The organism is Mesobacillus foraminis (assembly GCF_004340465.1).
GTDB lineage: Bacteria > Bacillota > Bacilli > Bacillales > Cytobacillaceae > Mesobacillus_B > Mesobacillus_B foraminis.
Genome location: NZ_SLVV01000002.1, coordinates 458211 through 471466, shown reverse-complemented (window position 1 = coordinate 471466; position 13256 = coordinate 458211). Strand labels below are relative to the sequence as shown.

The 13256-nt window shown below is 43.8% G+C and carries 6 protein-coding genes; all 6 read left to right on the top strand.

Annotated elements, in window-relative coordinates; genetic code table 11:
- Positions 1-118: 118 nt before the first annotated feature.
- Positions 119-991, top strand: coding sequence for an ROK family protein (locus EV146_RS04590; RefSeq protein ID WP_132002484.1), 873 nt, complete (start codon positions 119-121; stop codon positions 989-991).
- A gap of 407 nt (positions 992-1398) precedes the next feature.
- Positions 1399-2292, top strand: coding sequence for an SDR family oxidoreductase (locus EV146_RS04585; RefSeq protein ID WP_132002646.1), 894 nt, complete (start codon positions 1399-1401; stop codon positions 2290-2292).
- A 913-nt stretch (positions 2293-3205) separates the two neighbouring features.
- The gene (locus EV146_RS04580) at positions 3206-6205 is read left to right on the top strand and encodes an endo-beta-N-acetylglucosaminidase (RefSeq protein WP_132002481.1); all 3000 of its coding nucleotides are present in this window, start codon (positions 3206-3208) and stop codon (positions 6203-6205) included.
- Positions 6206-6312: 107 nt separating this feature from the next.
- Positions 6313-9444 carry an alpha-mannosidase gene (locus tag EV146_RS04575; protein ID WP_241993803.1) on the top strand — a complete coding sequence of 1044 codons (3132 nt, stop codon included), beginning with the start codon at positions 6313-6315 and terminating at the stop codon, positions 9442-9444.
- A 25-nt stretch (positions 9445-9469) separates the two neighbouring features.
- Entirely contained in the window at positions 9470-11755 is a 2286-nt protein-coding gene (locus tag EV146_RS04570; protein WP_132002478.1) for a glycoside hydrolase family 3 N-terminal domain-containing protein, read from the top strand.
- A gap of 240 nt (positions 11756-11995) precedes the next feature.
- Complete coding sequence (locus EV146_RS04565; protein ID WP_132002475.1) at positions 11996-13219, top strand: alpha-L-fucosidase; 1224 nt, start codon at positions 11996-11998, stop codon at positions 13217-13219.
- The last annotated feature ends 37 nt before the right edge of the window (positions 13220-13256 follow it).

The following is a 13256-nucleotide window of genomic DNA, read 5'->3' as shown; positions in this document are numbered from 1 at the left end:
AATCGACTATAAAAAGTAGATGTATCATAATTTGATCGACTTGCCATCTTGATCAGGTTTTATTTCATTTCCTACATTAAATGCCTTGTTTAATAATTGATACTAGGAGGATTTGCAAATGCTTGGTGCGATTGAAGCGGGAGGGACAAAATTTGTCTGTGCCGTCGGGGACCAAAATGGAAAGGTAGCGGATCGGATTCAAATCCCCACGACCATACCGGGAGAAACCATTCCGAAGGTAATAGACTTTTTTAAACCATATTCGATGGATGCAATCGGGATTGGCTCGTTTGGCCCTATTGATGTCAACAGGGAAAGCCCAACTTACGGACATATCATGTCTACACCGAAACCAGGGTGGAAGGATTATCCGTTAGTGCAAACATTGAAGAACGCGTTTGGTGTTCCCATCGGCTTTCATACAGATGTAAATGCTGCAGCATTAGGGGAAGCAACTTACGGGGCAGCGGAAGGGCTCGACAGCTGCTTATATATCACTGTAGGAACAGGGATTGGAGCAGGGGCAATTGTTCAGGGACAGTTGCTTCAAGGACATTCCCATCCGGAAATGGGGCATATCTTGGTCAAACGTCATCCGGAAGATCCATATCAGGGAAGGTGCCCGTACCATGGCGATTGCCTGGAAGGGCTGGCGGCTGGTCCTGCCATTGAGGAACGCTGGAGTGAAAAAGGAATCCATTTGGCGGACCGGGAGGAAGTATGGAAATTGGAAGGCTACTATATAGCCCAGGCCCTGATGCAATATATTCTAATCCTTTCTCCCAAAAAGATTATCCTTGGCGGCGGCGTCATGAACCAAAAACAAGTATTCCCTCACATCTATCAGTATTTAGAGAAGTTCCTAAAAGATTATGTTCCATTGCCGGAGCTGTCGGAATACATCGTCAGCCCTGCATTAGGAAATGATGCGGGGATTACAGGGTCACTTTTGCTGGCCCATCAGGCATTGACCGAGAAAAGCGGTAGGTAGAATAAATGCTAATTATTCATAAAAAAAGTATTACAGGCGCTGGAGGGTTCCGTTTTCGGGTGCTTTCTGGAGGAATCGGCTGCTAATTTAGCGGCCTTTTTTATTTTTCAAATTAGGTAGTTTAGTACGTCATTATTATATAGCGTAAGGAGATATTTTGAATAAAATCCAAATTCCTTTGACTTTTACTTTGATGTTTAATTTAGGGGAGATTTGCAATCAGAAAGAATCCAAGATTAATCAGTGGGTTTGAAGAGGTTAATAAATCTGGAGTCGTTTAAAGAAGATAAGCACAGGGTATTCAAAAAATGTAACGGGGCGTAGTTAGTGCAATCGAACACAGGTCTGAACTTTTTTTTGTTATCTTTGCCAAATAAGAATTAAACAAGTTAGGAGATGACTTTTTGATGGGAAACCCATATCTAACCGACCCACGTAAGAAATTTTACACGGAAAAGTTCCCGGATCAAGAACAGAACACTCCAGCATTACAAAATGAAATGAGCCCGAAACCTGACTGCGGAGAAGAATCATATAAAGGATACAATCGCCTGGAAGGACGCAATGCCTTGATTACAGGCGGCGATTCCGGGATTGGGCGTGCTGCTGCCATTTCCTATGCTCGCGAAGGCGCCAATGTGGCCATCCAATTCTTCCCTGGTGAAGAAAAAGATGCCAGCGAAGTCAAAGAATTAATTGAAAAAGCAGGCAGAAAAGCATTGCTTCTGCCGTATGACTTGCGCGAAGACGGCGCAGCGACGGAGATTGTTACAAAAACAGTGGAAACCTTCGGCGGATTGGACACGCTGGTATTGAATGCCGCGCAACAAATCGCACAGCCATCCCTAAGTGAATTAACCATGGAACAAGTGCATGACACCTTCAAAGTAAACATCATCAGCATGTTTGAGACCGTAAAAGCTGCCGAAGAACATTTGGAACCAGGAAGCGCCATTATCACCACGACATCGGTTCAGTCTTTTGATCCGTCCTCATCTTTAGCGGACTATGCCGCTACAAAAGGTGCAATAAGCAACTTCACTGTTTCCCTGTCCACGTACTTTGCTTCGAAGGGTGTGCGTGTCAATGGTGTTGCGCCAGGACCAATTTGGACGCCGTTGCAGCTGGATAACGGAAAATTGGAAGGACAAATCCCAGAGTTTGGCCAAGCCACTCCCCTAGGGAGAGCAGGGCAGCCGGTAGAGCTTGCGCCGGTGTACGTTCTTCTGGCCTCCGATGAAGGAAGTTATATAACCGGTCAGATTTATGGGGTGACAGGCGGCAAGCCGATAGACTTGTAATCTTAAGTGTGAATAAAACAGCTTAAGCATAGATAATGAAACGCAATAAATGATATGCCCCCTACAGTTGGTGTTTTGTGTCCAACTTTAGGGGGCATATTTTCGAGAGTAGAAATACACCCTAATGGAATTACCAAAGCGGTCTTCCCCTCGGCGCAACGCAACCTTAAAGAAAAACTCATAAGGTTGCGGCCCAATTGTATGGATAAGTAACCCGTACTATTTTCAACAATTGAAACCTATACATCATACATAATTAAGAAGTAAATGGCAAAAGTGGCGCTGCTACTCTATTTCTGAAGAGTGCCTTAGGAACAAAGCAGATACCTTGAATTTGTAAGCGTTTTCAAATATACTATAATCAGGTCGGATGACATAGGTGGTCATCAAGGTATTCAGCGTAGGTGGGGCTGATACTACTTGGAGCGATAAGCTTCTATTTTTTTCAAAGTTTCATCTTATTTAATGAGCTACACCCCAAATTTTAGACACATTCTAAAACTTGGGGTGCTTTTCTTTTGGAAAATTGTTAAATCACCAAAAGAGCTAAATTTTTAACGATTGCAGGAAATGAAGGATGTATGAATTAAGGCTCCAATTCTCAGTGAAAGCACTTAATGTGTTTTAGAGTTATTCAACAGTGTTCTTTATTTTAACCAATGAATCTATGCTTTTGCCAATAGGATGTAAATATTGGTACTGCTAAAATAATGGAAGGGCTTACAATCATCGTGTTATGACTTAGGTAAAACTAGTTTGTAATGGGAGGTGGAACTTATCTCTAAATCAATCATTTGAGGCCAAACAAGAAAGCTATTGTGAAGTGGCTTTCGGTAAGAACAGAGAGAGATCAAATAACTTCTTTTGTCTAAACGCAAAGCAGTACAGCAATTACAAATAAGGAGGGAAATGGATGTTATCTCGATTGGGAAAAAAGAACAAAACACTGATCGTTACGATTTCTGCGCTTTTTACCTTGCAGGCAAGCTTCTCATCCACAGCCTTGGCCGGGGACACACTGCCGTATACAGGGAGCAGTGCAACCGGATTAAATCAGCCCACTCAGCATGGATATACAGCGAATGACATTTTAGAATGGGAACCGGAAACAGACAAAGACGCTGAAATGCTCAGGTCGAGAGTACCATTACAAGAACGTAACCAAGCATTTGCCGCTACACAGGCCAACCCTGCATTGAGTCCGGATACTCAAATGTTTAATCTGGCTGGCGACTATGGCAATGCATTTATGGACAGTACGGCATATACAAATAAATTTGGCCAATACACGTTTCCGTACTGGCAGTATGTAGATTACTATTCCTACTGGCACGGAATGGCGTCAGCACATGTACCGACAGATTTATATAATCCCAGCCTGCCATGGTATGAAAGATGGTTTGAATTTGGTGTATTGAATATCCCGAATCCGGCTTATACCAATGCAGCCCATAAAAATGGGGTAAAATCCCTTGGGGTTATCTTCTTCTCCAGTAATGACAGGGGGCCGCAAACCTATACACAAATGCTTGTAAAGGATAAGGATGGAAACTTCCCTGTTGCTGAAAAGTTGATTGAAATTGCTCAATATTATGGTTTTGACGGCTATTTCTTTAACCAGGAAGAGAGTTCAGGGGTAGCTGTGAAAGATATTCCCACCTATAAAGAGTTTTTAAAGGTAATGAGGGAGAGCGGTTTATACGTCCAGTGGTACGATTCGGTCCATAACACAACTGGTAGGACGAGATACGAAAACGAATTTACTGCCGTAAATAGTCCATTTGTAAAGGACCCACAATATGGTGATCTTGCGCATTCCATTTTCTTGAATTACCTTTGGGGCAAAGAAAAAATGGTAAACTCAAAAGCCCATGCTGAGAGCTTAGGTTTAAATCCCTTGGAGACAGTGTTTGCAGGTGTTGAAGCGGGCGGCGACCGGTTCAATAAACACCGGAACGATCTCCGAAACAATTTGGACAGTAACGGTAAACCAATGAATAGTATAGCTTTGCTGGGGGCGGACTTTACCCACCATGGCTTAGATGAAGATCTTGGCGGAGAAGATACCATGCGCCGGAGCAACAGCGATTACCAATGGATGTCGTTTATACGTGACCGTGCATGGTGGACCGGCCCCAATCTGGACCCAACCAATACGGGCAGAAATCCAAACGCTTCCCTTTCTGATGTAGCTGCAAAAGGGGAGAATTGGGACGGTGTTGCTGCGTATATTGCTGAACGCAGTGTAATCCAAGGCTCCAACTTTGTGTCCAATTTCAATTTGGGACGAGGGTTGGCATATTATGTCAATGGAAAGGTCAGTAACTCAGAAGAATGGTCCAATATCAATATACAGGATATTCCGGTTACATGGCAGTGGTGGATGGAAACATCAGGAACTCCACTTCAGACGGACTTTGATTTTGGCCCTACCTACAATGCAGGCCAACGATACGATTATAAAAAGGTAGGTGCCTATACCGGCGGTAACTCGCTTGTGGTTAATGGCACATTAGATGCGGAAAACTTCTTACGCCTTTATAAGACGGATTTACAGGTTGAAGAGGGCTCGAAATTTTCCATTACCTATAATAAAACCTCCCAAGATGATTCATCGGTTATGAGTATCGGTTTAATCTTTAAGGATAATCCAGAGAAGGTTGTTAAAGTCGAAGTACCGCAATCCGGTAAAAAGACCGATGGCTGGAATACGGCAAACCTTGACCTATCAAAATATTCAGGCAATGAGATTGCAGCATTTGGCATCGTTTTTGATAACGGAGATGAAGAAAAGATCGAGAATTACCAGGTTAATATTGGACAAGTAAAGGTAAGCGACGGCTCGATTGAGAAACCGAAGGCACCAACAGGGCTTCAGATTACGAAAGCTCTACGTGATTCCAATGAAATGTATATCTCGTGGAATCTGAATGATTATGATGATGTGAAACAATACAATGTCTATAATAATGGAGCTTATGTTGGCGGTATTTATGATGAAGTCTTTTACATCAAGAATTTGAAAGGCTTATCTGGTGAAATCACTGTGACAGCGGTAAGTCAAGATAGTCAAGAAAGTGATCCAGCTGTTGTTCCATATGATTTAACCAAAGGTGCCCATAACATAAAAGCTAACCAAAGCGATAACGGCGATATGGTGGTATCGTGGGAGAATCCTAAGGATGTTCATGGAAAAATCACCGTCGATATTTCTACCGAGTATGACTATGCAAAAGAAGTCAGCAAGACCATCACCGTTGATAGTGGCAACACAGAAGCCAAACTGCCAAAAATGCCGATTAACGGGGATAAATATCATCTGAAAATAAAAATTGGCAACCATGACTGGGTTAGCTACCGCGGAACGTTTATTGACAGAACCATTGAAGCGTATACGGCAGAAAAAGTTACAATCAAAGGGACTTCGGTTACGTGGGAATTGCCAGAGGCGAGGGATTGGCACTACCTGTATGTCTATGAAAATGGTGAAGCCAAAACGTTTAATACTACTTACAGTCAAGGACGAAAACCTTATATCGTTCGCGGACGAACTCATTTAAATGAGCTCACCTTCCAGACTAAATCAACGGACAGCATCCTAGAATTTGTGATAGAAGACTATTCGGGCAACAAAGCCAGTACGGTTGTCAGGATTACCATAGATGACCTTTACGGCGTCATCAACGGATTGGTGGAGAAAGAAGAATTGACCGTATCTGCCGGTGAGCGGTTGACGGATACATTAATGACTGCGAACCAACATTATGACGGCGGTCGTGTGAAGCAGGCTCTAACTCACTTGGAGAAGTTTAAGGAAGAAATTGACCGCAATCAATTGAAAGACGTTTCGGAAGACACAAAAAATATGTTAAAGGCTAGTGCGGACTATCTATTGAGAACATGGTCGAATTAAACGGCTGACAGCGTTATTTTTCATCAAGACTACCTTGTATGGCAGATACGATTACTATCTGCCATACTCTTTGTTTTTTTAGATTACGAGCTTGGGAGGCAGCGACTATGATTTTGCAGAGAATACAGCGATTTATTCAGCATTTATCGAATCACGAGATTCTGGAGTCCATTGAGATCAAAGATTGGCGCGGAAAGCGCGGAGTTTATATTGAACCGGGAAAATATGAATTTGAATCTGAGGATAGCTATCTTGTCAATGAAGGTGACTGGCTAATCGATTCAGGCACAACCATGTTTTTGGAAAAAGAAGTGTTGATCCCAGCTGAGTGGCGGAATCGGCCATTTGGACTGACTTTCCTTCCCGGTGCAAAGGGACGTCGGACTCTTCATGAGGGTTTGGTTTCATTAGAAGGATTGGCCCACCATGGGATTGACCGGAACAGAAGCTACGTTCCTTTTCCGGAAAATGTACGAGGGAAAGAAAAAATTCACATAAAAATAGAGTTGTTCAATTATGCCGGCCAAACGCTTGATGAGTTAAATTATCAGAATGAACCGGCCGAATATGACCCGCCACCCCTAACCCTTCTGAAAGGAAGACTCGATCTCCCAAATACAGCTGTCCAAAGCCTGTTGGCGACCGTGAAGTGTTACTATGAGACGGCGAAATTGCTGCCAGAAGGTGACTTGGGGCGATCCAAGATCATCGAAGCCTTGACAGAGGCTGAACGAAAGATCCTGCTTGAAATGCCGGAAGCCTTAACGAATGGGTCATGGGTCGCTGACATAGAAGAGGACTTAAAGAAAAGACTATCGAATTTACCGTTCAGCAACCATGGCCAAATGTTAATGGTAGGTCAGTCTCATATTGATCTGGCATGGCTATGGCCGATAAAGGAAGCCATTCGCAAGTGCAGCAGAACTTTTTCGACGATGAGTACCCTGCTGGATGAGAATCCGGGCTTTACCTATGCACAGAGCCAGCCCCAGGCTTATGTATTCGTAAAGGAGCACTATCCTGAAATCTATGAAAGGGTGAAAAAGCATATTGCCGAGGGTCGCTGGGAAGTCGTCGGAGGCATGTGGGTGGAGCCCGATTTAAATATGCCATCTGGTGAATCATTAGTCCGTCAGCTTATATATGGGATGAAGTTTTACAAGGATGAATTCGGCGTGCAGCCAAGAATTGAGTGGCTCCCGGATACATTTGGCTATTGTGCTTCCCTGCCGCAATTGTTAAAGGGTGCCGGAATCGACTATTTCATGACAACGAAAATGAATTGGAATGATACTAATCCATTTCCTTATGATCTATTTTACTGGGAAGGGGTCGACGGGACACGGATCCTTTCCTATTTGAATCATGGATTAAATGAATATACACATCCCCAAGAAATCCAGGAGCACTGGAATAGTTTTAAGCAAAAGGATGCCCATCCTCAACAAATGCTTCTATATGGACATGGAGATGGAGGCGGTGGTGTTACACAGGAAATGATTGATTACATTGATCGTTCTAAATCATTGCCTGGCCTGCCGTCCGTAGTTAACAGTACGGCTCACGAATTTTTCGATGCCATCCGCGACGCCCATCCTCCATTACCTTCATGGGTTGGAGATATGTATCTTGAGCTTCACCGGGGAACATATACCACACATGCCCGCAATAAGAAATGGAACCGTCAAGCGGAAGTCCTCTATAGGGATGCAGAAATTTGGAGCAGTATGGCGATTCACTTTGCAGGAGCAAATCTCTCATCATCATTGGAAGATGGTTGGAAACTACTTCTTCTTAATCAATTTCATGACATTATTCCGGGGTCGTCCATTCCAGAGGTTTATGTGAAGTCGGAGGCCGATTACAAGGAAGTTTTTGCTTACGGAGAAGAGGTAAGACACGATGCTTTAAATGCATTGGAAAAGCAAATTAATACGGAAGGCAACGGGGTGCCTGTCATCCTCTTTAATAGTTTATCCTGGATAAGATCCGAAACAGTAAGGATTGTCGGCGGACCTGACTTGGCAGGAAAGGGAGCGGTCAATCAGGAAGGCCAAGAACTTCCAACGGACTGTATTCAAAGAGAGGATGGCCAATTCGAACTATCTGTTTTCGTTCCAGATATTCCCGAAATTGGATATTCAACTCTATGGTTAAAAGATTTGGGGAAACAAGTCATCCAAGAACAAGAGGAAATAGGCCGCGAGTGGGAAACGGACTATTATGTGATGGAATGGAATGAAAAGGGGGAAATCTCCCGTCTATATGACAAAAAAGCTCAGCGTGAAGTCTTGCCTACTGGGGTCGCAGCTAATCAGTTCCAGTTATTCCATGACCGCCCGTTGCTTTGGGATGCATGGGATATAGATCCTCAATTTCAAGACCAGCCGGCGGAAGGTGTTGTCCTTCTTGAGCAAGGCATTCGAAAAGGGACGACCAGGGATGTCATTCGATTTAAATGGCAGTTGGCCCAATCAACGATCGAACAAGACCTGGTTTTATACCACCATAGTAAACGAATCGATTTCCAAACCAAAGTCGATTGGCAAGAGCAGCACAAATTATTAAAGGTTGCCTTCCCTGTCGATGTGGTTAGCAACAAAGCAACGTTTGAAATTCCGTTCGGTTCGGTGGAAAGGGCCACACATACCAATACCAGCTGGGAACAAGCACAGTTTGAAGTATGCGGCCATCGCTTTGCCGACCTCTCCGAAGCCAATTATGGTGTCAGTTTGTTGAATGATTGCAAATACGGTTATGATGTGAAGCAAAATGTCCTGCGATTGTCCTTGCTGCGGGCACCTAAATGGCCTGACGTGGGAGCAGACCAGGGATATCATGAATTTACCTATTCCCTTTTCCCGCATGAAGGTGACTGGAGAGAGGCTGAAGTGGTCAAGCGAGGGTATGAGTTGAATCATCCAACTGTTGTAATCTCTACTACGGCCCATCATGGAAGTCTTCCAAGTACGCATTCTTTCATAAAGACAGAATCTAAACAGGTCATCCTGGATACAGTCAAGCAGTCAGAAGATGGAACGGGGCTCACGCTGAGACTGTATGAATCCAGCGGCGGCAGAGAGAACATTAGCTTAACTATGGCGGGGGAGGTTCTTTCCGCACAGGAAACGAACCTGTTGGAAGAGAGACAGGCGGACATTTCCGTACAAGGAAAACAGCTATCCTCATCTTTGAAGCCATTTGAAGTAAAAACAATTTTATTAAACTTGTCGAAATAAAAAATTACATGAGTCAGGTGGTAAAATGGTAGATTCAAATACGGCAAACGAAACAACATATGATCGAGTTGAAACCTTATTGGCGAACATGACCTTAAGAGAAAAGGTTGGCCAGGTTAACCAGAAGCTGTATGGCTGGGAAGTTTACAGCAAAACAGACACCGGGTACGAACTAACGGAAAATTTTAAAGAGCATGTTCAACGTTGGGATGGAATCGGAGTCCTCTATGGGCTATTCCGTTCCGACCCTTGGTCAGCCGTCAATTTCGAAAATGGGATAACGGAGGAAGATAGTGCTGAAGTGGCCAATATGATTCAACAATATGTAAAGGAACATACAAGATTGGGGATTCCCGTCCTTCTCTCGGAAGAATGCTCCCACGGTCATCAAGGATTAGACAGTATGATTACGCCTGTCAATTTGGGAATCGGTGCGACATGGAATCCCGAATTGCATGAGAAACTGATGGCAGCCGTTGCGGAAGAAGTTAGGGCAAAAGGTGCCCATTTAGCCCTCGTATCAACCCTGGATATCCTCCGTGATCCAAGATGGGGAAGGTCAGAGGAGTGCTTCAGTGAGGATCCTTACCTCGCGTCCCGGTTAACGGAGTCTGTTTTAAAAGGAATGCAGGGCGAACAAGGTGACGTCATCCAGGAGGGGAAAATGGTCCCTGTCTTAAAACATTTTGCGGCCCAAGGAAACGGTACGGGTGGTAAGAATGCAGCCCCGGCAACCATCGGCGAAAGAGAATTAAGGGAGATTCATCTTCCGCCGATGGTTGCCGCCATCCGATCCGGTGCGCTTGCCTGTATGGCAGCCTACAATGAAATTGACGGAATTTCCTGCCATGCCAATGGCTATCTGCTTAATCATATTCTGCGGGAGGAATTCGGATTTAAGGGAGCGGTGATGGCCGATGGCTGTGCGCTCGACAATCTGGTCGCTTTGACCCAAAGCAGGGAAAGAGCAGCTGCTTTGGCCCTTGAAAACGGAGTAGATATAAGCCTTTGGGATGACGTGTATATCACCTTGGAATCTGCAGTCGAAACAGGCCTTGTCAGTGAAGAAAAGCTTAATGAAGCAGTACGAAGGGTATTAACACTTAAATTCAAAATGGGATTGTTTGATCAGCCTTTGTTGGAGTCCCTACAACAACAACAAGATAAGGAACAGGCAAGGAATATCAATCTTGAATCAGCCAGGCAGTCCATTGTCCTGTTAAAAAATGAAGGAATCCTGCCGCTCAGTAAAGATTTTAAAAAAATAGCGATCATTGGCCCTAATGCAGATTCTGTTTATAATCAGCTTGGCGATTATACACCGTTCCAACGGGAAGAAGATGTGATTACGGTTCTAAAAGGGATCAAATCATTGGCCAAAGAGTCTGAAGTAGCTTACGAAAAGGGGTGCGGTATTCGCTCAGGGGATCCGGAAGGACTGGAGAAGGCTGTTCATCTCGCCGGCGATTCAGACGTGGCCATCGTCGTTTTAGGCGGTTCAAGTGCAAGGAATTTTGATGCACAGTTTGACCTGAATGGAGCGGTCGTCAATACAACCGGTGAGGAAGAAATGGATTGCGGTGAAAATGTCGATGTCGCGAATTTAGAATTGGGTGGCCTTCAGCTCGAGCTGCTGCAAAAAGTGATGGAAACAGGAACACCAACAGTAGTTGTGCTGATCCAAGGCAGGCCACATGCGATTCCATGGATAGCGGAACATGCCCCAGCCATTTTATCTGCATGGTATCCCGGACAAATGGGGGGCCAGGCCATAGCAGAAATCTTATTTGGAGACGTAAACCCTAGTGGACGATTGCCCGTTTCGATCCCTAGGTCATCCATGCAGCTGCCTGTTTATTATAATTACAAGGACGGGGGATACAAGAAGGACTTTTTTGATATGTCCGGAAATGCCTTGTATCCGTTTGGCTTCGGACTGTCCTATACGGAGTTCAACTATGAAAATCTTCTGGTCACCAAGCCAACAATTTCAGCTGACCAATTGTTGGCTGGAGAAACGTTCAGCATAACCGTTGACGTTACCAATAAAGGGAATCATGATGGCTATGAAGTGATTCAGCTTTATCTGAAGGGGAAGGGCTCTAGTATAACAAGAAGAGTCAAGGAATTAAAAGGTTTTAAGAAGGTATGGCTTGCCGCCGGGGAAACAATAGAAGTAACGTTCGAGCTCGGAGCGGAGGAACTACAAGTATTCAGCAGCCGAAATACCTATGAGCTTGAACCGGGATTGTTTGAAATTGAAGTTGGAAACCCTGTGACCTGCTTAAATGCCATTTTGAAAATTGGCTAATTTACTTGAAAAAATGCAACCATTAGGATTGAGCGGTTCCTTAAGATCGACGTAATGCTTCATCATGATAATATAGACATAAAACCCTCGTTGGCTCCAATAGGATTTACCGAGGGTTTTATGTAATTATGAAGTGGTTCATATAAATGGCCAGAGGATTTAGATTAGTGTAGAAGCCGTGATACTAGCGAAATTTAAGGTTAATCATTAAAGGTTTTCTACTGGAAGGGAGCAGTGAAAATGAGTTTTGAGGAGCTTGCACTTCCAACGAAAAATCAAATTGCCTGGCAAAACCTGGAGCTGGGTTTTTTTGTTCACTTCGGAATGAACACCTTTTGTGATCAAGAATGGGGAGATGGTACGGATTCTCCAGAAAAATTTAATCCCATTTCTTTAGATGCCAGACAATGGGTGAAGCTGGCGAAAAAGGCTGGATTTAAGTACTTTATTTTAACTGCAAAGCATCATGATGGATTTTGTTTATGGCCAACTAAGACAACGGATTATTCAGTAAAGGCCAGCCCTTGGAACCTTGGAAAGGGTGACGTTGTCTTAGAATGTGCAAAGGCGTGTAAAGAGGAGGATATGCCATTCGGGGTCTACATTTCCCCTTGGGACCGTCATGAAAAATGTTACCCTGACAAAGAGAAGTATGATGATTTTTACTGTGAGCAGTTAACAGGGATCTTGACGCAATACGGCCCCCTAGTGGAACTTTGGTTTGATGGAGCGGGTTCAGAAGGACGGGAATACGATTGGGCAAGAATTATTGGCATCGTGAAAAAGCATCAACCAGACGCCATGATCTTTAATATGGGGCAGCCAACTATCCGCTGGGTCGGAAATGAAAATGGAGTAGCTCCGTATCCTTGCTGGAACACACGGAGTAACGCAAAGATTAGTATGTTTTCAGATGATAAGGTTAATTGGCTTCCGGCTGAATGTGATGTTCCGATCAGAGGGGATCATTGGTTTTGGCATCCGAATGATGAACAAAGTTTACGCTCCTTAGACAATTTACTATCGATTTATTATCAGTCTGTTGGGCATGGAACAAATCTATTATTGAATGTTGCACCAGATAACAGGGGACTAATCCCTGAGGAAGATTTTAACCAGGTCTTGGAATTTGGAAATGAGATACGCAGAAGGTTCTCGAATCCAATTGCTGTTACAGAAGGGAAAGGACATGAACATATTTTGGAACTCCCTGAAGAGATATTCATTAATACAATATCCCTGCAAGAAGATATAGCCCGTGGAGAACGCGTACGAAAATACGAAATCGATTTCTGGCAAGAAAACCAATGGACAATCATTGCGGAAGGTTCAGCCATTGGGCATAAAAGGATACAATGTTTACCAAGAATAAAGACAAGTAAACTAAGATTGAGAGTATTAGAGAGTATCGCCGAACCATTAATCTTATCATTTTCATGTTTTAATACAACGAAAGATGTGTAATCCCATTCATCCAGGGAAGATTTATACTTTGGAGGTT

Coding starts and splice junctions, on each gene's coding strand:
- EV146_RS04590 (WP_132002484.1), top strand. CDS start 119: ATGCTTGGTGCGATTGAAGCGGGAGGGACAAAATTTGTCTGTGCCGTC.
- EV146_RS04585 (WP_132002646.1), top strand. CDS start 1,399: ATGGGAAACCCATATCTAACCGACCCACGTAAGAAATTTTACACGGAA.
- EV146_RS04580 (WP_132002481.1), top strand. CDS start 3,206: ATGTTATCTCGATTGGGAAAAAAGAACAAAACACTGATCGTTACGATT.
- EV146_RS04575 (WP_241993803.1), top strand. CDS start 6,313: ATGATTTTGCAGAGAATACAGCGATTTATTCAGCATTTATCGAATCAC.
- EV146_RS04570 (WP_132002478.1), top strand. CDS start 9,470: ATGGTAGATTCAAATACGGCAAACGAAACAACATATGATCGAGTTGAA.
- EV146_RS04565 (WP_132002475.1), top strand. CDS start 11,996: ATGAGTTTTGAGGAGCTTGCACTTCCAACGAAAAATCAAATTGCCTGG.